This window comes from Pedobacter sp. AC402 (assembly GCF_979252805.1).
On sequence record NZ_CEEDAI010000007.1, the window covers coordinates 509,367 to 531,660 of the forward strand.

Annotated in this window: 22 protein-coding genes and 1 pseudogene; 11 read left to right on the forward strand and 12 right to left on the reverse strand. The window is 40.1% G+C overall.

The annotated features are described in order from the left end of the window. The first annotated feature begins 8 nt into the window (after nt 1–8). Nucleotides 9–1,634, forward strand: a complete 1,626-nt coding sequence (locus AC0IWE_RS09035; RefSeq protein ID WP_471792805.1) for a tetratricopeptide repeat protein — start codon at nt 9–11, stop codon at nt 1,632–1,634. Further along, nucleotides 1,582–2,478, forward strand: coding sequence for a sensor histidine kinase (locus tag AC0IWE_RS09040; protein WP_471792806.1), 897 nt, complete (start codon nt 1,582–1,584; stop codon nt 2,476–2,478). The genes AC0IWE_RS09035 and AC0IWE_RS09040 overlap by 53 nt, the downstream gene beginning before the upstream one ends. 23 nt (nt 2,479–2,501) lie before the next feature. Here the strand turns inward: AC0IWE_RS09040 and AC0IWE_RS09045 are convergent, their stop codons facing one another. Genes AC0IWE_RS09045 through AC0IWE_RS09055 form a run of 3 tightly spaced genes read right to left on the reverse strand, consistent with a single transcriptional unit; the run spans nt 2,502 to nt 4,118 of the window. Then, nucleotides 2,502–3,401, reverse strand: a complete 900-nt coding sequence (locus AC0IWE_RS09045) for a cation:proton antiporter (RefSeq protein ID WP_471792807.1) — start codon at nt 3,399–3,401, stop codon at nt 2,502–2,504. Further along, on the reverse strand, nt 3,401–3,766 hold the full coding sequence (locus AC0IWE_RS09050) for a cation:proton antiporter domain-containing protein (RefSeq protein WP_471792808.1): 366 nt from the start codon (nt 3,764–3,766) through the stop codon (nt 3,401–3,403). The genes AC0IWE_RS09045 and AC0IWE_RS09050 overlap by 1 nt, the downstream gene beginning before the upstream one ends. Further along, on the reverse strand, nt 3,741–4,118 hold the full coding sequence (locus AC0IWE_RS09055) for a cation:proton antiporter domain-containing protein (protein WP_471792809.1): 378 nt from the start codon (nt 4,116–4,118) through the stop codon (nt 3,741–3,743). Before AC0IWE_RS09055 ends, AC0IWE_RS09050 begins: the two co-directional genes overlap by 26 nt. A gap of 473 nt (nt 4,119–4,591) precedes the next feature. On the opposite strand from AC0IWE_RS09055, the gene AC0IWE_RS09060 reads away from it, so the two are divergent. Then, complete coding sequence (locus AC0IWE_RS09060; protein ID WP_471792810.1) at nt 4,592–5,410, forward strand: alpha/beta fold hydrolase; 819 nt, start codon at nt 4,592–4,594, stop codon at nt 5,408–5,410. Nucleotides 5,411–5,946: 536 nt separating this feature from the next. Here the strand turns inward: AC0IWE_RS09060 and AC0IWE_RS09065 are convergent. The 9 genes from AC0IWE_RS09065 to AC0IWE_RS09105 form a co-directional block, all read right to left on the reverse strand. After that, nucleotides 5,947–6,891, reverse strand: coding sequence for a hypothetical protein (locus AC0IWE_RS09065; RefSeq protein ID WP_471792811.1), 945 nt, complete (start codon nt 6,889–6,891; stop codon nt 5,947–5,949). A gap of 32 nt (nt 6,892–6,923) precedes the next feature. Further along, nucleotides 6,924–7,088, reverse strand: a complete 165-nt coding sequence (locus AC0IWE_RS09070; RefSeq protein ID WP_471792812.1) for a DUF5000 domain-containing lipoprotein — start codon at nt 7,086–7,088, stop codon at nt 6,924–6,926. A 43-nt stretch (nt 7,089–7,131) separates the two neighbouring features. Beyond that, complete coding sequence (locus AC0IWE_RS09075) at nt 7,132–7,428, reverse strand: DUF5000 domain-containing lipoprotein (protein ID WP_471792813.1); 297 nt, start codon at nt 7,426–7,428, stop codon at nt 7,132–7,134. Continuing rightward, nucleotides 7,421–8,134, reverse strand: coding sequence for a DUF4998 domain-containing protein (locus AC0IWE_RS09080; RefSeq protein WP_471792814.1), 714 nt, complete (start codon nt 8,132–8,134; stop codon nt 7,421–7,423). The genes AC0IWE_RS09075 and AC0IWE_RS09080 overlap by 8 nt, the downstream gene beginning before the upstream one ends. Nucleotides 8,135–8,146: 12 nt before the next feature. Next, nucleotides 8,147–9,043 (reverse strand): DUF5000 domain-containing lipoprotein, encoded by an 897-nt coding sequence (locus AC0IWE_RS09085; protein WP_471792815.1) that lies wholly within the window; start codon nt 9,041–9,043, stop codon nt 8,147–8,149. Next, nucleotides 8,934–9,416, reverse strand: coding sequence for a DUF4959 domain-containing protein (locus tag AC0IWE_RS09090; protein ID WP_471792816.1), 483 nt, complete (start codon nt 9,414–9,416; stop codon nt 8,934–8,936). The genes AC0IWE_RS09085 and AC0IWE_RS09090 overlap by 110 nt, the downstream gene beginning before the upstream one ends. A gap of 14 nt (nt 9,417–9,430) precedes the next feature. Then, the gene (locus AC0IWE_RS09095; RefSeq protein WP_471792817.1) at nt 9,431–11,356 is read right to left on the reverse strand and encodes a RagB/SusD family nutrient uptake outer membrane protein; all 1,926 of its coding nucleotides are present in this window, start codon (nt 11,354–11,356) and stop codon (nt 9,431–9,433) included. Between the two features lie 11 nt (nt 11,357–11,367). After that, entirely contained in the window at nt 11,368–14,610 is a 3,243-nt protein-coding gene (locus AC0IWE_RS09100) for a SusC/RagA family TonB-linked outer membrane protein (RefSeq protein ID WP_471792818.1), read from the reverse strand. A gap of 140 nt (nt 14,611–14,750) precedes the next feature. Further along, a complete protein-coding gene (locus AC0IWE_RS09105) occupies nt 14,751–16,160 on the reverse strand; it encodes an alpha-L-fucosidase (protein ID WP_471792819.1) in 1,410 nt (469 codons plus the stop codon). A gap of 239 nt (nt 16,161–16,399) precedes the next feature. On the opposite strand from AC0IWE_RS09105, the gene AC0IWE_RS09110 reads away from it, so the two are divergent. The 8 genes and pseudogenes from AC0IWE_RS09110 (at nt 16,400) to AC0IWE_RS09145 (ending at nt 21,749) form a co-directional block, all read left to right on the forward strand. Next, a complete protein-coding gene (locus AC0IWE_RS09110) occupies nt 16,400–16,960 on the forward strand; it encodes a ubiquitin family protein (RefSeq protein ID WP_471792820.1) in 561 nt (186 codons plus the stop codon). An 82-nt stretch (nt 16,961–17,042) separates the two neighbouring features. After that, nucleotides 17,043–17,834, forward strand: coding sequence for a sensor histidine kinase (locus AC0IWE_RS09115; protein WP_471792821.1), 792 nt, complete (start codon nt 17,043–17,045; stop codon nt 17,832–17,834). Nucleotides 17,835–17,845: 11 nt separating this feature from the next. Then, nucleotides 17,846–18,133: pseudogene (locus AC0IWE_RS09120) on the forward strand (response regulator); the annotation flags it as partial. Between the two features lie 326 nt (nt 18,134–18,459). Continuing rightward, nucleotides 18,460–18,549 carry a hypothetical protein gene (locus AC0IWE_RS09125; RefSeq protein ID WP_471792838.1) on the forward strand — a complete coding sequence of 30 codons (90 nt, stop codon included), beginning with the start codon at nt 18,460–18,462 and terminating at the stop codon, nt 18,547–18,549. Between the two features lie 542 nt (nt 18,550–19,091). Next, entirely contained in the window at nt 19,092–19,952 is an 861-nt protein-coding gene (locus AC0IWE_RS09130; RefSeq protein ID WP_471792822.1) for a chromate resistance protein ChrB domain-containing protein, read from the forward strand. A 60-nt stretch (nt 19,953–20,012) separates the two neighbouring features. Then, complete coding sequence (locus tag AC0IWE_RS09135) at nt 20,013–20,228, forward strand: chromate transporter (RefSeq protein ID WP_471792823.1); 216 nt, start codon at nt 20,013–20,015, stop codon at nt 20,226–20,228. A 28-nt stretch (nt 20,229–20,256) separates the two neighbouring features. Next, nucleotides 20,257–21,195 (forward strand): chromate efflux transporter, encoded by a 939-nt coding sequence (chrA, locus tag AC0IWE_RS09140; RefSeq protein ID WP_471792824.1) that lies wholly within the window; start codon nt 20,257–20,259, stop codon nt 21,193–21,195. A gap of 299 nt (nt 21,196–21,494) precedes the next feature. Beyond that, nucleotides 21,495–21,749 carry a hypothetical protein gene (locus AC0IWE_RS09145; protein WP_471792825.1) on the forward strand — a complete coding sequence of 85 codons (255 nt, stop codon included), beginning with the start codon at nt 21,495–21,497 and terminating at the stop codon, nt 21,747–21,749. Nucleotides 21,750–22,294 lie beyond the last annotated feature (545 nt).

The following is a 22,294-nucleotide window of genomic DNA, read 5'->3' on the forward strand; positions in this document are numbered from 1 at the left end:
AGAGAATTATGTTGAAGTATCTGAAAATATTTCCGATATTATTTTTACTTAGTTTGCCGCTCCAAAAGCTGTTTGCGCAAACTGAGCTGAAATATTCTTTACCAGAACTTCATCAATTACTAAAAAACAGCAAAACAGCAGAAGAACGGATTGCTTACAACAACCGCATCAGCAATTTTTACGCAAACAATAAAATTTTCAGTAAAAAAAATATCGACAGTGCCATCTATTTCGCAAATATTGCACAAAAAGAAAGTTCAGCTCAGCTTACAGGTAAATTATACGGCCAAAGCCAGTTAAGCCTGATAAAAGCAAAGTTAAAACTTAACGATGTTGGTTTTATTTTAACTCAACTAAAGCCGCAGCGGCAAGACACAAAAATTGAGTTTTTAATTGAAACAGGGTCTTATTACCTCTATAAAGCCAAAGAAGAAAAAAGTGACCTGGACAGTGCTATGCTTTTCCTTAACCAGGCATTACAGCGCTCAAAAACCCTCACCTTACCTAAACTTGAGCATTTAGCAGAGTTTTATATTTGTGATGTGTACCGGGAACGGGGCGAAAATTTACGTGCTCAGATTGCTTTTACAACATTAATCGACAAATGTAAAAAAGCGGGCGATGATGAAACCGCAGCAGCCGCAAGTTCCAGATGGGGAGATCACCTGCCCTTTTCGCAGCAAAAATTAGCTTATTATCAAGCTGCCGCTAGGTTGTACCAACAGAGTGGCAATGTACAGGAATATATAGGTATGCAAAAAGCCATTGCAGATGTTCAGTTAAATATGGGCGATTTACAGAGTGCAGAAAAAGGCTTATTATCCGTACTTGCTCAATATAAAAATTTACGCTACAAAAACCTGCAGTTTACTTACGATCTACTTTCGGTTGTGTACAGGCTGCAGGGTAAATTAAAAGAGTCGTTATCCAATTCGCTCCTGGCCATCAGGTACATGCAACTTACAGGAAGCGATGCAGCTAAAGGTTATTTTTTAAACAACCTGGGCAGTGCCTATGCCGAATTGGGCAATACACCAGAAAGTGTTAAAGCTTACCAGCAATCGCTTGAGGCCATGCAGTTTCAGAGTGCCGAAGCCAGGCTTACCAGTTTAAAAATGCTGGCCGATGGCTTGATTAGAGAAGGGCACTATCGTGAAGTGTTATCGCTCACTAAAATTTACGAGGCCGACAGCAAAACACCACTTGCAAAAGTAATACTGGCTACCGTAAAAGGCAATGTATACCAAAGCTTAAAACGGTATGATATTGCCGAAAAATACTACCTGCAAATGATCGATTGGGAATCGAAAATGCAATCCAATCTTTTTCATTCAGCCGAAAGCTTTTATACCATAGCCCAATTTTACGCCTCACGAAACAACTTTGCAAAATCAAAGTATTATTACGAAAAGGTACTGGCATTGCCCAAAGGTGTTACCCCATTATCGAGTATCAGAAATATTTATTATAATTTATACCAGGCCGATTCTGCCCAAAATAACCTCAAAGCAGCCATTGAGCATTATAAAAGTTATAAACAGATAAACGATTCGTTACTTAAGGCAAAGGAGCAGCCGCGATATGCAGGAGTTGCTCATTCAATACAAAGCCAACCAAAAAGAGCAAGACAATGAGCTTTTACGTAAAGAAAGTACTTTACAACACAATAAATTACAAAGGGCAGAATGGTTAACCAAGGTAACCGTTATTGGCCTTTTAGCACTTTTGGTAATTGTGGCGCTTTCGTTATACGGCTTTAGTAACCGGCAGAAAGCTAACCGTTTACTGGTATCGCATCAGCATGAAATTGAATTTAAAAATGAATCGTTACAACACCTGATTGATAAGCAAGCCAAATTATTACTGGAAAAAGAATGGTTGATTAAAGAAATTCACCATCGGATAAAAAATAACTTACAGGTAATTACCAGTTTACTGAACGCACAAAGCAACTACCTGCAAAACGACGCAGCTTTGGCAGCAATTAAAGATAGCCAGAACAGGATTCAATCCATTTCACTTATCCATCAAAAACTTTTCCAGTCTGATCATGTGGCCTCAATCAACATACACAGCTACATTGTGGATTTAATGAAGTTTTTATGCGATACCTTTCATGTAAATCAAAAAATAAAATTCGAATTCGACGTGCCGGAAATTGAATTGGATATCATACAGGCCATGCCACTGGGGCTGATTATTAATGAGGCCATAACAAACATTATTAAATATGCCTTTCCAAATAATGCCGAAGGAAAGGTTTTAATTTCGCTATCCGATTTAAACAACGGCCATTACCATTTCAGCATAGAAGATAATGGAATTGGTTTGGCAAACTACCATGAAGATGAAAATGCCTCGAGTTTGGGCATTACACTGATTAAAGGTTTAGGCGGTCAGCTGGGCGGTGAAGTGAGTATAACCTCCGATGCTGGCGTTAAAATCAGTCTCGATTTTCCTGCTTTAATTAACAATTAAACAAATACTTTGCTTTAATTAAATTAACCCAATTTTTGGTGTGGAACTTTCGTATCCGATAAGTCAATCTGCATTTCTTGCTTCCTGATTACTTCATCACTAAACTGTTTTTCTTTCCGTATTTTATGCAGTTCCTGTCTTTGAATATGATAGATATCTTTTAAAATATGGTTGTAAATTTCCATCTCTGCACTTTCTATGGCTTCGCACTCCATCGATTCTAACCGCCTGGCTGCGTGGTTTAAACTGTTTTCCAACTCATTTTTTAAACCATTTATCAAGCCATTCCCTTCAATTTCAACGGCGTAATTTTCTTTCAGCCTTTTTAATGATACGCTTAACAAGCGTTGTTTAATGCTGGCTTCTTGCTGTTCATCAGGCACCAATGGATCAATTTCATAAATATTAATTGCCTTGATGATATAAGGCAACGTAAGGCCCTGAAAAACCAGGGTTACCAAAATAACTACAAAAGTGATGAAGATAATTAAGTTTCGATGCGGAAAATTAATGTTTGCCGCAGTGGTAATGGGCAATGAGAGTGCCGCCGCCAAAGAAACTACACCCCGCATACCAGCCCAGCCGATAATTAACGGTCCTTTCCAACCCGGATGGGCTTCACTCTTTCTTACCTTTGCCGATAACCACCTTGGAATAAACGCAACAGGGTAAATCCACGCAATACGCAGCACAATTACCAGGGCACTGATAACCAAACCATAAGCAGAAGCTTCCCAAAGGGAATACCCCTCTAAACCAGCCATAATGATGGGTAACGCTAACCCGATTAATATAAATACAAGCGCATTAAGGATCACCGTTAATGTTGCCCATACATTAATGGCCTGTAAACGGCTCTGGCCATCTACAAAAATCTCGTGCGAACGGTATGATAAAAACAAACCTCCACTAACTACAGCCATTACCCCCGAAAAATGAGAAACTGCTCGGCAGCCAGATACATGAAATAAGGAGAAATTAACGTAATTGCGGCATCTATACTCGGTGTAGTAGGTAAAAAACGATGAATCAGATACAGTACATGTGCTACCGCCAAACCGATTACAATGCCCATCACAGTGCTTAAGAAAAAATCGCCTGCTGCATTTGAAAAAGAAAACTGCCCGGTTATTACGGCTGCCAGTGCAAAACGGAGTACAATTAAACTGGATGCATCATTAACCAGGCTTTCACCCTCTAAAATAGTGGTAATTCGCTTTGGAATTTTTATATTTTTTAAAACCGAGGTTGCTGCAATGGCATCAGGCGGGAGAAACCATGCCGCCAAGTAAAAAGCCCATAGCAAGGGTAAAACCCGGAATCATGGATGAGGTTAAAAATGCCACTGCTACTGACGTGATGATAACCAGGCCGAAAGCAAGCAAACTGATTGGCCGGCGCCAACGCCAGAAATCATTCCATGAGGTGTACCAGGCTGCCTCATAAAGCAATGGAGGAAGAAAAATCAGGAATATCATTTCCGGATCGATAGACATTGGCGGGATACCCGGAATATAGCTAATTCCCAGGCCCGCAATTACCAAAAAGATAGGATAAGAAATTTTTACCTTTTGTGCCAGCATAATCAACAGGAAAGCAGCAGAAAGCAAAATAAGAAACTGTAAAAGGGTGTAATGCATGGCTTTTTCTCTTCAAAGAATAAACCACAAATATAATCAACAAACAATCAGTTATTTGACTGCCGGATTTATTAAAACACAAAAAAATTAATGACGATATATCGTGATTTTACACAAAAATATGCCGTTTAGCTATTCTATTAAACCTAAACGAGCAAGCCATCAACACAATTTTTAATGGAGTAAAAAATTAATTATTACTAAATAATGGAAGGCAGATTAAACAATGCAACACCTCAGTAGAAATACATAAAGCAGGTAATTTCATTTTACTAAATCATTACCGTAAATTAACGAAATAAAGCCAATAGAATAATCCACATCCCAATCGTAAACCCCTATATTTCAAACATTTAAAGCAATGGCCCATAATTTGAATAAATGGATTTGTAAAATATCGAGGCTAAGCGGTGATCCAGATGCGGTGATTAGCGAAGCTGCTTTAAATAATTAAAATTTAATCTAAAAAAGCTATGAGTACTATTAAAGTAAAAGACGGAACTGAAATTTATTACAAAGATTGGGGTACAGGACAGCCAATCGTATTTCATCATGGATGGCCATTATCGGGAGATGACTGGGATACACAAATGATGTTTTTCCTTAAACAAGGGTACCGTGTAATTGCACACGATCGCCGTGGACATGGCCGTTCTGGACAAAGTGCAAATGGCAACGATATGGACACTTATGTTGCCGATATTGCAGAGCTTACAGCAGCACTCGATTTAAAAGATGCCATACACATTGGTCACTCAACCGGTGGTGGTGAAGTTATCCGTTATGTGGCAAAACATGGCAAAGGCCGCGTTGCAAAAGCGGTATTAATTAGTGCAGTAACACCAATAATGATTCAAAACGAAAACAATCCGGAAGGCGTGCCAATGTCGATATTTGATGAAATCCGTCAAGGTACCGGTTTTACAAGAGCACAATATTTCTACGATTTTCCTGTGGCATTTTATGGCTGGAACCGCGAAGGTAAAACAGTTCAGGAAGGTATTAAACACAACTGGTGGCGCCAGGGCATGATGGGTTCTGTATTGGCACATTATGAAGGTATTAAAGCATTTTCAGAATCTGATTTTACTGAAGATTTAAAAAGTGTAGAAATTCCGGTATTGGTTTTACATGGTGAAGACGATCAGATTGTTCCTTTTAACCAGGCACCAAGAGCAGCGAAGCTTTTAACAAACGGAAAATTGATTTCTTATCCGGGTTTCCCTCACGGTATGCCAACTACGGAAGCAGAAACGATTAATAAAGATCTTTTAGCGTTTATTAAATCGTAAGTTTTTTTAAACAAAACTGTCATATTGAGCTTGTCGAAATGCCTTGTAAATTGGTTAAAAAGGTCCTTCGGCAGGCTCAGAATGACAGATTACGCTTCATTCGAAATGATGATTTATCGCAATTTATCATTAATTAAGGTGAAAAATCGCTAAAAATCTTGCGTCATTCCCAACTCGATTGGGAATCATAATGCTTTGGTAGGTTGTATTAAAATTCCCCCCTGCGCGGGAAAGACGACCGTTTTTGGAATTTGTGCAATTAAGTTTGTAGAAATGCCTTTATAATATTCAAAAAGGTTCTTCGGCTGGCTCAGGATGACAGATTTGAAAAAAAATTGTGTTAAAAATAAAACATAGGTTGGGTATCCACCACAACCTATGTTTTTACCAAATTTAAATTAGCTTTTAATGAGCATAAACCTCACCTAAGCTTATTATGACCGGTCCACACCGGGTATCTTATCCATAAATGGTTTATGCCGATACTTGATACAAGTACCCCATTTATGTGAACATTTTGTTAGCTAAGCACCTTCCTACCTGGTATTGCCTTCAGTTTTATAATGTACTTTAGGAAAATCTTTTTGCGCCTGTTTAAACTGAAGATCGTACTCAATCGGCCAGCCAAAAGCTTTTTCTGCAACCAATTGTAGGTTAATTCCAGCTGCACCGCTCCAGAAATGAATAAACTCTCCAAAATTTAAATCCCTGATAAAACGTCCGTTTTTATTTTTAGGGAAATTTAAAGCCAGCACTTCGAAATACCTGTTCAATACTTTTCCTTCACCATACTTGCTATAAATAGGAAAGAACCAGTTTTTAAACCACTGCGTACCCGGCCTCGGAAAGTCGTCGTACTGGCTTTGCATCTGCGTAAACACCCTATTGGCTTCATCGGCCATTCCTATATTTTTAAGTACATCATAATTAAAAATCTCCATAAACTTACTATCTCCCCAGAGTACATCAGAAGGCGATCCTTTGGTGCCATGACTGGCACTGGTTACAATATGACCCATCTCATGTATCGGCATGCCAATCTGCTCTCCGCCTGGATTATCCCATTGCCCCAAACCACAATCGATAACGTTACGATAATCATGACTGGCATCAAAAAATGGTGATGGGTGGCCACCACCATAATCTTTACCCATTGCGCGGTGCAAAATCACATACAGTTTCGGATCAGGTCCAAAATTTCCATAATTATGCTTAACATATGCCCAACAATCGGCCATTACCGAAACAGGCCATTTAATGTTTATCGGCATATTTTTATCGTAAAAAACAGCCACATCAGCATTGCTTGCTACCAGTTTAAGCTCTTCATGGTGTTCAAACCAATGTTCTTTCCAAACAGAATCGGGAGTACTTGTGGCTTTATTAAATTGATCCTTAATCTGCGCTTCAGACCTTGAAACCAGTCCCAATAATAAAATTGGGACAAGCACATAAATTATTGTTTTATTCTTATTCATCATTTACATTATTCTTCCATTTTACCAGAGCAAACCTATTTATTCCAGAAAGTAACTTCACTGATGTTGCTGTAATAGGCATCGCCACTGGCTACCTGAATCACTCTGATCCGGATATACCGTATTGCAGGCAAACCATCGGGGAGGCTTACTTTAAATGGTGCCGATCCATCATCTGAACGTTCTACAGTTTTAAGCAAAGTCCACCCTCTTCCTTTAGATTCTGCGGTCCAGCCTGGCGAATTACCTGGCGACTGCGTTTACTGCTCCTGTAAGATTTGCAATTCCCCAGATCTCAAATTTAGTGGGGTTATTGTAGCCGTTGCGCCCGATAATTTCGAACTGTGCGAGGTTGTTTATCTGTTTACCCATATCAAAGGTAAAGTGATGTGGAAGCGGAGTTTGATCGTCACTATGGAAAATATCCGGATAATCTGTTGGTGTTTTATTTCCATTCCACAGTTGAGATAATGTGGTTTCATCCGAATAAGTGCCAACATCATTGGCGAGTTTTAACGGGCGGAAGAGCGATTTATCCACAGGTTATTAAGATGTTGCTCAAAGAATCATAATCTGCTGTATAAAAGGTATCAATTGCCGATTTAACAGGGATATATGCTGATTTAAAATAAATTTTTGTTCCGGTTTTGTAGTCGGCCAGCCTGATCGAATTTTCATCCGGCCTTAACGAGCTTTTATGGATTGTTCCATCTTTGTAAGTGTATTTTATTTCTGTTGCAATGTTAATGGTATCGGGCTTTTCAAAGTGAAGCGTAATGCCTGTATCATCCAGCTGATAAGGATCTGCTGAAACCAGAAACCTGTTGGTTAAACTGGCTTTGTAACTATCGCCATAAATTTTTATGTTACTGATTTGAACAGGCACCGATTTATTGCCCGCTTTATCGTAAGAATAAATGGTGAAAGAATAGTTATACTCAACCAGTTTAAGAATAATTACCGATACATCAGTAATGTTCCGATCTGGTGCTTTCATTTCCAAAGAATCAGCAAAGTTGTTCCAAAAAATTCTGTAATGGGTAACACTCGGATCAGGACTTGCTTTCCAATTGAGTTTAACCCTGTAATTTCCTGGTGCTGCACCAACCTTACCCGCAAAGCCAGGATAGATTCTTTCTTTTCCATCGAGGTATTTTCTGTAGTCGAGCGCATCTTTACTACAGCCACAAAGCACTGCAATGGCCATAAAAACCATTAAAATGCCATTTATATGTTTAGTTGTCATCTTCATTAATTTTTAATTGGTGTTTCCCCAAAAAGATAATTCCATTACGTGTGCAAAATCTGCATTGCCCCACGTAGTGTTAACGGCCAGCCTGATAAACCTCACTTTCGGTATATCCAAAGCGATATTAAACTCAAAGCCAGCTTTTACAGCTGCAAGATCAAGGGGTGTGGTTTGCCCGGGCGCATTGCCTGATGGCGGAGGCGGACAGGTAAAATTGCCAAGATTAATCCAATCGCCAACTACAGTACCTTTTGCTGATGTTACAGGTAAATCGATATCTGCCGGTGCGGTTTTGGCCGATCCCCAGAGTGTCCACCCTTTAGGGTTACCATGGTTATAGGAGTAATCGTTTCCATAGGCTTCACCCCTTTCCCACAATTTATAGCGGCTAAGCTTGGTGAGCACGCCCATATCGAAAGTACAGAGTTGTAATGGTTTTCCATAACCAGCTTCAGTATGCCACCCCGGGTCGGTGGTATTATTGTCCCACAGCCTCGTTGTATTCCAACCCAGGCCAGTTGCGCCAAGTGGAGAATCTGATGGTAACCTATATTCGCTAAACTGAGCTTTTGGCACCATAATTTCAAATATCGGGCTGATGGATTTATATAAGGTATCGGATATATTTCCCCACCTATCGGTTACGTATACGCCAAAATCGCGTTTTAAGGTATCAAATCCCCTTACACTAAAATTAATACTTTCGGCTTCTGTATAAAACTGCTCAATCGGCAGCATTTTTCCCGTTGTTTTATCGTTGGAGATCACAATAACACCAATTGCTTTTTTAGCAGGATTACTGGCTGTTACATTTACACCGCCAAAATCGGCCTGGAGGCTGAACGGTTGGGTAAACCGACAGGTAAGATGGTGTTGCAGGATGTACGCGCACCTGAATTGGATCACTTTTCACATTTGCACGCGATACTGCGTAAAGTGTAACATCATAATCGCCGCTTTTTTCAAAACCTTCTACCTTAATTGTGTCGCTATAGTAGGAAGATTTGCTTTGCCTCACCGTTCGCGCATTGATCCGGTATTCTGCCTGTACATAAAGCAGGTTTTCAGAATTGGGTAGTTTATAAGAAATTACTGCGGCACCGGCCAGGTTATCTACTTTTACTCCGGTAAGTGCACCGGGTTTTGTCATATCATTTGATACTACATCATTAAAACCTTCACTTTCCTTACAGGAATTAAGCGAGAAGGCTACCAGTAACAGCGCAAGAAATTGCAAGCTGCTAAGCCGGTTATATATTTTTGAGCTAATTTTCATCATCGTATGTTTAAAATTTACCAATAAGGATTTTGAACCAGGTTCGGATTAACAATCAGGTCGTTGTACTTAAGCGGCCATAAATAATCTTTTAAACCAAATACCGGGATTACAAGATTGCGCTGGCGGTAATAACCTTCTGGTGTGGTATCCTGAATATTCCAGCCCTGAAGCGGTTTGCTTAATACCTCCTGCATCACTTTCCAACGGCGTAAATCCCACCCAATTCTACCTTCGAAACACAGTTCAATGCGCCGTTCCTGCTGGATAATTGAACGCAAACCATCTTTACTTGATGCTTTGCCCGGATTAACCGAATACTGCGCCCAGGATTCTTTAACACCTTTTAAACCTGCACGTGTACGTACTTTATCGATATAAGTATACACATCGGCCGTAGGGCCATTTACTTCATTAAGTGTTTCTGCGTAAAGCAGGTAAAGGCCGGCCAACCTGATTAATGGCACCCTAAAGCTTGCCTGGGTTACCTCAGTATTAAAAACCGACTGGTAATTAACGAGTTTACTTGGCCAGTAGCCTGATACGTTTACCCTGATATTATCTTTCGGCCCAGCCAATGAAGTTCCACCGCGGGCCTGCACATACAGCATATTTTCAGGATCTGTTTGTCCGTTCCCAAAAAAACAGCTTCCATCAAAAGATAAATCCGCATAAAAACGGGGTTCCCTACCCATGTGCATTTTAATGGTTTGATAGCCACTTTTTAAATAATATTTGCTTTCGTCAGGTGCCGCAGCAACAGCATAACGGCCCCGGTAATCGTAACTTGCATCTTCTGCCATCGGCACTCCATTTTTAGAATAAAACAGTTCGGCCATCCCGATAGGTACGGCAAAATTGCCTGGTGCACCACCCATATTTTGTACCATGGCATTGGTAAGCCTAGGCATAGCCATAGATTGGAGTTCGAATTCGGTGTTAAGGGCCCAAATTACTTCCGGATTTTTCTCCCAGTTTTCGGTAATGCTCTGCCTGATATCCATAACCGTTTTTAAAGGCGCTGGTATAGTTGGAAGATTGCCTGGAGAAGTAAAACGGTAAAGTGAAAGATTGCTTTCTTCGCATGATTTTACTGCCCCCTGGCAGGCAAGCATGGCTTTGTTCCATTTTTCGGCACTATAAGCAGCCGGAAACAGGTTAACCCCATCTTTATCCTTAAAACCAGTATAATCGGGGTTGCCGTTAAAAAACGGACTTGCCTGCGTGGTAAGCACTTCTGCCTTAACTGATAAAGCAATGTTTTGCGTAATGCGGCCTAAACTCCTTGCAGGATCCTGAATGGTGCGTGGAAGATCGGGTGTGGCCTCATCCAATAATGATACGATATAGGCAAAAGCTTCATCAACAGGTGCACGTTTTATTCTTACATCTTCAGTACCGGCATCAATAGGCAAATTCTCTTTAATTAAAGGAACCGGGCCATACATCCTCAACAGGTAAAAGTGATAATAAGCTTTTAAAAACTTTACCTCAGCAATCCAGCGGTTGCGTTCAAATTGAGGCAGGTCTTTTGGTCGGTTAATATTCTCCAGAAATATATTACACCTCCTAATGGCTTTAAAAATCGGCTGCCCAAGTTGCTCACCATCCCAGTAATTTAAAGATGGATTATCAGTACTTTGCACCCCTCTAATCAGGTGGAAACCTTGCTCAGCATCTCTGCTACCCAATGTGGCTTCGGTTAAAGTATTGGGGAAATAAATTTCGCCTGAGGAGGTAAAAGCCGCATCGGTATTTGAGGGGCCCATGTTCTGTATGGTAGAGTAACAGGTAAAAAGATAGTTTTCGGCCTCATTTCTGTTTCTAAAAGCATAATCGATAGTGGCCACATTATCTGGTGTTACATCCAGGTATTTCTTGCAGGATACGGTTGTTCCCGTAACCACTGCAATGAGTAGGAGAAGTTTGATGTTAAATTTCATTACAGGTGCGCTTATAAGTTAACGTTGATTCCGATATTGTACACTTTCTGGATCGGGTAGCTAAAGCCGTTTGAAGCCAACTCCGGATCCCAATCTTTAAACCTACTCCAGGTAAATGGATTTAAGGCATTAAAATAAATCCGGCAATTGGATAAGAATGCTTTTTTGGCCAACTTTTCTGGCAAGGTATAACCTATCTCTATTGATTTTAACCTGATAAATGCACCATCACGCATCCACCACGAACTGGTTTGCAGGTTGTTGCTGATCTCAGATGAAGTGGTTCCCAAACGGGGATACTTGGCATAAAGATTCTGGTTTTCCTCTGTCCAATGGCTATCGGCAAATTGTTGCAATACCTGTCTGTTTTCGAGAAAGGGACTTACCTGAGATGGATCAATAAAAAAACTTGTACGGCCTACGCCTTGAAAGAACAAGGAAAGATCGATCTTTTTAAATCCCATTGAAAGGCCTGCACCATACACAATTTCGGGTGTAGCCGGCAGCCCTAAAAAAACCTGATCGGCTTCGGTTATCTTGCCATCATTATTTACGTCGGTATATTTAATATCACCTCCCTTTGGGGCAGAAGCACCTGCTCCGAAAAGCTGTGTTGGCGAAGCAGCCGCCTCCTGGTCATCAACAAATAAACGCTCGGCAATGTAACCCCACCTTACACCGATTTTCTGGCCCGAAAGTATTCTCCATGGTTCTTTATATGCAGGTTGCTCGTATTGTCCGTATTTATTTTGCGAAAAGGTAAAGTTTGTTCTGCCCGACATCCAAAAGCCTCCTCTGAAGGTTTTACTATAATCAGCAGAAAAATCAATTCCGCGCGAATCAGCAGTGCCAAGGTTTGCACTCACACCCGATTCTAACCCCATACTGGTAGGGATAGATGCACGTTGCATTAAAATATTGTAACGGTGTTGTTTGTATACTTCGGCAATAATGTTTAAACTTTTAAACAGGCTAATCTCCAGTCCGATATTCGTTTGCCTCGAAGTTTCCCAGGTTACCGCGTCATTTGCGTAATTGGTAATGCTTACACCTGGCCTGCTTACACCATTGTTTTGACCAAAAAAGGCAGGATTGCCCCCGTTAAGGTTTACATTAGACAGGTAGAAAAAACGTTGTGCACCAATGGCATCGTTACCTACCAAACCATAACTCGCACGTAGTTTAAGTTTATTAACCGCTCCTTTTAAACCGCCATCCCAAAATTTCTCATTCGAGATTACCCATGAACCGCCAATTGTTGGGAAGAAACCAAACCTGTTTTTATCTGCAAAGCGTTCCGATCCGTTGTAGCCAAAATTAAATTCGGCAAAGTAGCGGTTATCATAAGCGTACCCTAACCTACCCGATAAACCAACATTCCGGTAAGGAAGTGAATACTGCAAACTGGATAAATTGGTTGCAGGATCGATGGCATTAGCATAAAGACGCTGCTGCCTGGTTGCAATTAATGTACTGCTAATGTTGTGTTTGCTGCCTATCTGTCGCGAATAATCCAATACGCCCTGCATGTACACAAAAGTATTGATATCCTTAAAACCCGGATCAAAACTCAGGTATTCTGAAGCCTGCCCCGGCTGGTTATTAATCCAGTTAAGCGTATATTGATTGCTCACCCGATCATAAGAAGCTATATTGTAAAAAAACGGCGAATATTGCCTTGTTAAATCAAAGTAAGAATACCTGTTGGTATTAAACATTCCTTTAAATGATAAACCTTTTGTAAGGAAGTTAAGATCCTGATTAAGTTCTAACTGTGCCGACATTCTTGACCTGGAGAAAGATTTATAGCCTTTCATCATATCTGCATAAGGATTGGAAAAACCAACTGTGTTTCCGGTACCCTCAGTTGAACTGTTGCCGAAAAGAATGTGTGTATCAATACCCAATGATGGATCTGCAGGAAAAAATGCAGGAAACAATACCGGACTGGTATGAAGTGCCTTTTTATACAGATCGGCAGAGAAAGAGCCGTCGTCGGTTATAGGGCCGTTGTACTCATCAAAAGTACCCGAAAGCCTTAAAACCACCTCAGTAGTAGGCGTAACATTGATGTTGACGTTAGAACGGAGCTGATAGTTTTCTAGCTTTACATTATTGTTAAAATTATTTACCGGACTAACTTTTAGTATCCCGTTATCGCGGTTGTAAGAAGTACCAATGTAGTACCTGGCAATTTTGCCGCCACCGCTTACGCTACCGTTAAGCCTTTGGTTGTTGGTACTTTGTTTAAAAAGTTCATCAATCCAGTTTACAGCAGGATAAACATATCTGTTGCTTCCTGGTGCACCACTTAAAGTTTGCTCACGGTTGTAAATATCGTTTTGGCTAAACCTGGGTACACCTAAGGAGTTCCTTGTGGTAATGGCCTCGTTATACATTTTCATAAAAGTGATGGGATCGGCAATTTTTAGGTTTTGCGTAGCCTGCGAAATCGAGTTTTCGAAACGTACGTTTACTTTTGCATTGCCTTCTACACCTTCTTTTGTGGTTACCAATATTACGCCGTTAGCCCCCCTTGCGCCATATAAAGCTGTGGCACTGGCATCTTTTAAGATGGAAAAACTGGCAATATCATCAACCTGTAACCTCGCAAGATCGGTTGGGGTAAGTTCTACGTTATCTACCAAAATCAAGGGATCTTGTTTATATCCGAATGTGGTAACGCCACGGATAAAAAAGGTTGAATTATCAAGCCCTGGCTGGCCGCTGCGTTGGTAAGCCACTACCCCGGCAATTTGCCCGGCCATGGCATTGGTGAGGTTACTGGAAGGGATTTTAAGTTTAGAAGGTGTAATACTGGTTACAGATCCTACCATGGCTTCTCTCCGCTCCTTTTTGCCAAAGGCTGTAACCACCACATCCGTAAGGTTGTTATCATCAGATTGAAGAACGAGATCTACTTTTAAATTTTGGGCATCGGCAATAAAAGTAATCTGCTTAAAACCTACCGATGATACTACAACTGTAGATTTGGCTGTAACGTTGAGTGCAAATTTACCATTGGCATCGGTAATTGTTCCGGCACCTCCCTGGCTTTTAACCTGAAGGCTCACCCCGGGAATACCTAAACCGAGTGAATCTTTAACAGTTCCGGTAATTTTGATTGTTGCGCCCTGTTGCGCATGTATGGGGCTGCCCAAGAGCAGTAAACAGACACTAAATACTGAAAACAGTACCAAGAGATTCCCCAGATAAGGCAAATGCCTTACCCTAGCAGTAAAATTTTGGTTCATAAAGTTTGGTTGGTTATGTTAGGATTGTTTCAAAAAATGCTTGTAGATATGTTTTGGAGTAGTTAATTCCCACCTGTACCTGGCAAACAAGAGCAATTAATAAATTAGCCGGGCCAAAACTGATCCGGCTAACCTATATCTTATTTTCTTTCGTTAAATACACCTACTTCGGCAATAGCAGGCGGGCTGTCGAAATTGGTAATGCTTACCTTTATTTTTTCGCACCAAATGCGCTCAAACCTAAAAATACTTACCTTTTTTTCTCCTTCGTTTTTAGCAGCTAAAGCATTCCATTTACCATTTGCATAATACTGCAAAGTGTAGGTGGCTTTACGGTTATTACCGGCAGTTAATACCACCATATTGCAAGGAACTGCTTTTTCGAAATTTAACTCATACCAGGGAGATTTTACAGTTGGATTTGAAGACCAGCTCGAACCGAAATCGTCATCATTGGCAAAATCCATAATGTTCATATCATCGCTCCAGCTGCTGTTGCTTTTTACATGTTTGGCAATGTTGCTCGAAATAATTGGCGCAGCATAAGCCGGTATTCGCGGAAGATCGGTAGGTTTTTTATAAATCTGCCCCATTTCTTTAAGTGCCGCCAAAGCATTATCATCAATCAGCCCGTTTTTGCCCGGAGCTACGTTAAGAATAAAATTGCAATAGGCACCATTGTAAGGAATGATGAATTTGTTTACCAGTTCGGGTACATTTTTTACAGGTGTAGTAGGGAAAGATGTTTTCCAGAACCAATTGGCCTGAAGTGGTAAACAGGCAAGTGCCGGAAGTTTGTTGTTCTCTTTTGAAATAAACTGACCTGCACCTTGTTCATACGATTTGATATCGGTATAAAACAATGCCTGTGTAGGATATTTTGCTGCATTTAAATCCATCACCAAACAGTTTGGCTGTAATGATTTGATTAAGTAATAAATGTCTTCAAAAGGTACCTGATCATAAGAAATACGCGACCATGGTGCATCCCATCCATCAATAATCAGTGCTGTAATTTCGCCATAATTGGTAAGCAGTTCGGTAAGCTGATCTTTGATCATTTTAACGTTTGCAGGAGTTATCTGGTTGGGACGGATGCCATGATGGGTATCCAATATAGAATAGTATAACATTACCTTCAATCCATTTTTACGGAAAGCCTCTGTATATTCTTTTACCACATCGCGCTTAAGCGGCGTATTCATTACATTATATGCAGTTGTTTTGGTATTCCAGATCGGGAAACCACTGTGGTGTTTAGTGGTTAAGCAACCATAAGTCATGTTTGCAGATTTTGCCGCTTTTGCCCATTGGTCAGCGTCGAGTTTTGGTGATTGAAACAGGGAAAGATCTGCATCAGGGTCCGACCAATCCTGATCCATAAAAGTTGGCATTCCATAATGGATAAACATACCCAAACCAAGGTCTACAAAATCTTGCTGAAGCCCGGGTAATGGTTTATTGGCCGATTTTTGCTGGGCCATTGCCGGGTAAATAGCTGTCGTACCCGAAACGATAAGTAATAATGATAAAATCCTTTTAAAGGTCATTTCTCTGTTTTTTGGTTCTTGTATTTGTGTTAGTTGTTTAGAAAGATGTACTGATGTACAACTGGTTATCAATTTCAATCGCTTAATCAAAATGTGGTTGATGCACATCATCCAACTTTCATTATTCAAAGCTACATCCCACATCAAAGAAATTTGTCGAACGAAACCGTAACAGAAACCTAACAAAAGCTTAACGTTATGGTATTTATGAAATAATACGTCTATTTTTAATGAATAAAATGAAAGATCGTATATATAAGTCGGTAGTTTTGGTCAGCTTTCTGATATTGCTGCTGGTACAGCTCAGATTAACCTATAATTCTTATGTACTTAGAGACAGGGATTATAGTTTAAAGGAAAAAACGCTGATTAACGATGAATACGGACGCAGTATATCGGAAGATAAGGTGTATACCGGCGGCGGAAAGATTATCGACTCCATCCTCGCCAAAAATATGCCTGCGCTCAAACAAGCCTATTTAAATAACCGAAAAGAATTTGTTAAACTATCGCAACGGGTAAGCAATACACTGTTAAAAGATCTTCAGCAGCAAAGCACTATGGACAGTGTTTTCCAATCGATTGTTAAACGGAACGGCTTGGATAGCACCTTGCAATACCTTCTCACTTTTCAGCAAATTGAAATAAACTTCGACAATAAAATCGGTAACATTACCATATTCGATAACAATAGCCAAACTGATTTTAAAGCCAGGGAAAAAAACGCCATATGGGGTAATTATCGACGGCACATTAACGGATCCAAATATCCAGAACAGGGTAACCAATCTTTCGGTTAGCGGCAAACTGGTTTACGATTACAGAATTACCTTTAATCTTTTTGTAGATCCTCCGGGCCGTACCTTAAAAGTGGCCTATCAAATGTTGCCTACATTTTCGCTCGTTGCCTTGTGCATTATCATTATAGTGGGCATAAATTATTATACCTACATCAGCTGGATGCGGCAGAAAAAAGAAACCGATGTTAAATCTGATTTCCTGAATAGCATTAAGCACGAATTTAATACGCCCATAACCACCATTTTGGTGGCCAGTAAAAGTTTGCACGAAGATGAGGTATTGAATGACCGTACCCGCGTTAACACACTTGTAAATATTGTAGAAAGGCAGGCCCGGAGGCTCCATTCGCACATTAACCAGATGTTGGAGATTTCGGAAATTAACAACAACATCCACCTCGAAGAAACAGACCTTAATTATGCTGTACTTACGCTGGTTAACGATTATAAAATAAAAGTGCAATCGCCAGATAGCCTTACCTTTGATCCTCATGGTTCGGAAATACTGATTATGATGGATCCTTTTGTGTTTACAACCATGCTGCAAAATATTTTGGATAACGCTTTTAAACACAACCACAGTGAGGTAAAAATGACTGTGCTTTTTATTACCACCAATAAAGATGGTTACACCCTTCATATTAAAGATAACGGGAAAGGAATTGAAGAGGCAACCAAAGAAAAAATATTCGATAAGTTTTACCGTGCAGGCAAAGATAATACGGTTTCGGGCCTTGGGCTTGGCTTATACTATGTTAAACAATGCCTTGATATTCATGGCTGGCAAATCAGCATACGATCAACACCAGGAAAAGGAACTGAATTTTTGGTGCATATCCCCGCTGAACAAGCCACAAACAATGCAAATCAATAATCCAACAAATTATGCTGTATGATATTGTAATAATTGAAGATGAAATAGACCTGGGCAACGTAATTTCCGAGTACCTGAAGTTAAGGGGCTTTAGTGTACTTTGGTTTAAAACTGCTACAGCAGCATTGGATTATTATAGTGCAAACCAACTTGATAATAAACTGGTGATTGTTGATGTACAGCTACCGGATATGAATGGTTTCGACCTGGCCACAGATATGGTAAAGATGAACCCAAGCCAGCCCTTTTTCTTTCTTACTGCACATAATGAAAAGCAAGACCGGATAAGAGGGTTAAAAATTGGTGCGATAGATTATATATCGAAGCCATTCGAAATTGAAGAATTGGTTTTACGGATCGGAAATATCATTAATAAATTTTCGGGTAATGTAAAACCAGCTGCTCCCGCTAAACCGGGTTTTATTAATGTAGGCGATATCAGGTATCAAAAAGACCAGCTATTTGTGATGATGCCAGATGGCAGGGAGGTATCATTAACAGTAAGAGAATCGGAAGTATTAGACCGTTTGGCGGGTAATATTAACCAGGTGGTTAAAAAGAAAGATATTCTATTGGCCTGTGGGGAAATGATGATTATTTTAACGGCAAAAGCCTGGAAGTATTTATTTCGAGGTTACGCAGACTTTTTAAGGCCTCGGAGCAGGTAAGCATCGAAAACGTTTATGGATTAGGCTATATTTTGAAAGTGAAATGATGTAATTTCGATTAATTTTCCAACATACGTATAAATACTATATAGCCCAACATAGTCCTCGTTTGTAACGAGGATTAACGAGATTCGCATTTCGAATGCGATCAAATAAACAACCTACATAGTCCTCGTTTGTAACGAGGATTAACGAGATTCGCATTTCGAATGCGATCGAATAAACACCTACATAGTCCGCGTTTAAAACGAGGATTGACGAGATTCGCATTTCTAATGCGATCAGATAAACCACCTTATGGTCGGTTTCTCACCGACCATAAATTTCCCCAAAATAGCCTATATAGCCTACATAGTCCTCGTTTGTAACGAGGATTAACGAGATTCGCATTTCTAATGCGATCAGATAATCCACCTAATGATCTGTGTCTCACCGACCATAAATTTCCCCTAAATAGCCTATATAGTCCTCCTTTACAACGAGGAATTTCGAGATTCACATTTCGAATGCGATGAGTAAATTCACGCACCTGCCCTATCCATAAATTCAACTTGGATCATTAACTTTGCTTGCCCCCACAAATGTAAATATGAAATGGATTACCCGCGAACATCCGAAAATTGACCGGATTGCCTGTCCCTGGCTCATCAGGCGTTTTATCGATCCGGAGGCAGAAATAATTTATGTACCGGCAGATCAGGTGATGATTAAAGCAGAAGAACTCGGGGCCACACCTTTCGATATGCCGGGTGTAGAATACACACATTACAATGATCAGTGTACATTTGATTATTTTATTAAAAAGCACCAGTTAAAAGATGTGGCGCTTGATCGCATTGCAGCAATTGTTCGTGGTGCAGATACCGATCGGCATGATTTTGCGCCACAATCAGCAGGACTCGAAGCTGTATTTTCAGGCTTGGCCTACCACAGTACAAACGACCACGAGTTGCTTACTTTGGGTATGCAGATTTACGATGGTTTGTATAGCTGGGCTAAACACCTTTACCACAAAAAACACACACAAGCCGGACCAGTTGAACAGATGTTGCTGGAAATATATACCAAATACCTGAGGGAAAACAAAGGTAAAAAAGCACCTGCATGGGCCAACGAACTCAAAAACATGATTCAAGACCAGATGGATACCAACATGACCTTAAGCTTACAACAGGCATCAAATGAACTGGAAATTAATCCTGCCTATTTATCAAGAGAGTTTTCAAAATACTTCGATAACCTATCTTTTGGAGACTATATCCGAAAAATGCGCATTGAAAAGGCCATGCTGTTGATAGAAACTACAACTTACTCATTAACAGAGGTTGCTTATTTAACAGGATTTTCAGACCAAAGCCACTTTAACCGGATTTTTAAAAAACAGACAGGAGAAAATCCGTCCATTTACAGAAAAAAGCACCAAAAAAGTGAAATGGATACAAATAGTTAAATCCATACAATTATAAGGTTTTGCGAATAAGCAATATTGTAACGAAATACAATTTGCTTGATGAGAGAAGAAACAGCTAAAACCAAACCACTGTATTCGCTAGCCGAAATTACAACCTATTTCCTGAAACTGGGTACCTGGGGGTTTGGCGGTCCGGTTGCACTTGTAGGTTATATGCAGCGCGATTTAGTGGCGCAGAAAGGCTGGCTAACAGAAGACGAATACAAAGAAGGATTGGCATTAGCGCAACTGGCACCGGGGCCGGCTAAGCGCTAGCTGGGTATTTATATTGGCTTTGTACATTATGGCTTATTGGGGGCCACCTTTAACAGGATTGGCTTTTGTACTGCCCTCATTTATAATGGTTGTTTTACTGGGCATGGCCTACCAGTTATATGGGGGCCTGGCATGGATGCAAGCTGTATTTTATGGCGTTGGTGCAGCAGTAATTGGCATCATCAGCATGAGTGCCTATAAACTAACCGTCAAATCCATAAGCAAATTCGAAGTTACCGCCATAAAATCCAAATGGCTTTTATGGGTATTTTACATCCTAGGGATGGTAATGACAGTGATTACCGAAAAAGAAGAAATTTTATTATTTATAGGTTGCGGCATCATATACATGGTTGTTAAAGCCCCGCCAAAATGGATCAAAAGGCCTTCAACGCTTTCTTCTGGAATCCTGTTAAGTACAAGTTTTTGGCATTACGACAGCAAAACTTTACAAGAAATCGGTTGGTTTTTCGCCAAGGCAGGAGCTTTCGTATTTGGTAGTGGCCTGGCTATTGTGCCCTTTTTACACAGTGGAGTTGTAAAGGAATTTGGTTGGCTAACAGAAACTCAGTTTGTAGATGCTGTTGCTGTTGCCATGATTACTCCTGGCCCGGTTGTAATCACTGTTGGCTTTATCGGATATCTTGTTGCTGGCTTCCCTGGAGCATGTGTGGCAGCCCTTGCAACATTTCTACCCTGCTATCTTTTTACCATAGCATTAGCACCTTCCTTTAAAAGGATTGCAAAAAATATCAGCATTAAAGCCTTTGTAGAAGGCATTACCGCAGCGGTAATTGGTGCGCTGGTGGGTTCGGTTGTGGTAATTGCTGCACGTTCCATAAATGATATTCCAACAGCATTGATCGCCATAGCAGCAATAATCGCCCTTATTTACATCAAGAAATTGCAAGAACCCTATATTATTGGTGTTGCGGCAATATTAGGCTTATTAATCAAATTCATTTAAATCATCATATATGCAAAACATTTTCTCACGATCATTTATAATCAGCAATACATTAATCTTGCTTTTCACCATTACACTAAATTTATCAATTAAGGCACAATAGACGGCTCAAACTTCAATTTACCCAAAAGTAACCGGTTATTTCAGCTTGCTCCACCCGATCGGATCATTAGACAAAAATGGATTTCACGACAACTTTTCGAAAGTATACACACTCGCATTTCCATTTGGAATAAACATTTTAAAGAGCGACAAATTTGGCGTTAGCTTTGAAATTGCACCCAATATCCGTACGGAGCATGATATTGTCTAACGTAAGTTCGGTTTTGTTTCACCCGGGTGCAATGCTTGCCCGCTTTAAACATGGATTTACATTTATTGGCCGTGTGGCATTCGAAACCAATGGCCGTTATGGCTTTACTCCGGTTTTTAACCAGGTAATAAAAAAAGGAAAGAATGTTAATTTACACGCAGCCCTACCTTTTCCTGTCCGGTTTGGTAACGATCAGGCGGCATCACTTTCTACAGGTTTGCAATTGGGAGTTAGTTTTTAAATTATTAGGAGGTAGATTTTGAAGCCTTTAAAGAGGTCGAAGATGTTGAAAATATTAGCAAGAATATAATTCCCGCAGATTTGCTAATCAAAACAAAATGCAGAAATTGTTAATGTCTCCATAAAAGTAAGGCCATAAGCATCACACTGAGCACAAGAATAAAAAGTAATATACCTTTCGGAAATTTCTCGTCGCTCATTCCACTTGCCTTTTTAGCTGAGGTTATCAAAGTATTATTCTGATCCTGCATCATTATAAAATTATGGTAAAGCAAATTTGACTGTGATTAGCAGAAAAAGATTAATAGCCTCTGAATTTAAAATTCGAGGCAATACCTGTTACGCATAAAGGTTGCTGAGTAACTTTCAAAAATGGTAGAAATGCATTCCTTAGCGTTTAAAATGCAAGAGTCAAAAAAATTAGTCTTATAACCTGGCAATTGTAGTAAGATTCCCGCATGCGCGAGAATGACGAGCATTGCAAAAAACGACACACTATACCCCCTCCGGATCAAACTCTACAATCCATTCAATACCAAATTTACA

Excerpts from the sequence above, each read along its gene's own strand:
- AC0IWE_RS09035 (WP_471792805.1), top strand. The coding sequence starts at position 9 with ATGTTGAAGTATCTGAAAATATTTCCGATATTATTTTTACTTAGTTTG.
- AC0IWE_RS09040 (WP_471792806.1), top strand. The coding sequence starts at position 1,582 with ATGCAGGAGTTGCTCATTCAATACAAAGCCAACCAAAAAGAGCAAGAC.
- AC0IWE_RS09045 (WP_471792807.1), bottom strand. The coding sequence starts at position 3,401 with ATGGCTGTAGTTAGTGGAGGTTTGTTTTTATCATACCGTTCGCACGAG.
- AC0IWE_RS09055 (WP_471792809.1), bottom strand. The coding sequence starts at position 4,118 with ATGCATTACACCCTTTTACAGTTTCTTATTTTGCTTTCTGCTGCTTTC.
- AC0IWE_RS09060 (WP_471792810.1), top strand. The coding sequence starts at position 4,592 with ATGAGTACTATTAAAGTAAAAGACGGAACTGAAATTTATTACAAAGAT.
- AC0IWE_RS09065 (WP_471792811.1), bottom strand. The coding sequence starts at position 6,891 with ATGATGAATAAGAATAAAACAATAATTTATGTGCTTGTCCCAATTTTA.
- AC0IWE_RS09080 (WP_471792814.1), bottom strand. The coding sequence starts at position 8,134 with ATGACAACTAAACATATAAATGGCATTTTAATGGTTTTTATGGCCATT.
- AC0IWE_RS09090 (WP_471792816.1), bottom strand. The coding sequence starts at position 9,416 with ATGATGAAAATTAGCTCAAAAATATATAACCGGCTTAGCAGCTTGCAA.
- AC0IWE_RS09095 (WP_471792817.1), bottom strand. The coding sequence starts at position 11,356 with ATGAAATTTAACATCAAACTTCTCCTACTCATTGCAGTGGTTACGGGA.
- AC0IWE_RS09100 (WP_471792818.1), bottom strand. The coding sequence starts at position 14,610 with ATGAACCAAAATTTTACTGCTAGGGTAAGGCATTTGCCTTATCTGGGG.
- AC0IWE_RS09105 (WP_471792819.1), bottom strand. The coding sequence starts at position 16,160 with ATGACCTTTAAAAGGATTTTATCATTATTACTTATCGTTTCGGGTACG.
- AC0IWE_RS09110 (WP_471792820.1), top strand. The coding sequence starts at position 16,400 with ATGAAAGATCGTATATATAAGTCGGTAGTTTTGGTCAGCTTTCTGATA.
- AC0IWE_RS09115 (WP_471792821.1), top strand. The coding sequence starts at position 17,043 with ATGTTGCCTACATTTTCGCTCGTTGCCTTGTGCATTATCATTATAGTG.
- AC0IWE_RS09130 (WP_471792822.1), top strand. The coding sequence starts at position 19,092 with ATGAAATGGATTACCCGCGAACATCCGAAAATTGACCGGATTGCCTGT.
- AC0IWE_RS09135 (WP_471792823.1), top strand. The coding sequence starts at position 20,013 with ATGAGAGAAGAAACAGCTAAAACCAAACCACTGTATTCGCTAGCCGAA.
- chrA (WP_471792824.1), top strand. The coding sequence starts at position 20,257 with ATGGCTTATTGGGGGCCACCTTTAACAGGATTGGCTTTTGTACTGCCC.
- AC0IWE_RS09145 (WP_471792825.1), top strand. The coding sequence starts at position 21,495 with ATGATATTGTCTAACGTAAGTTCGGTTTTGTTTCACCCGGGTGCAATG.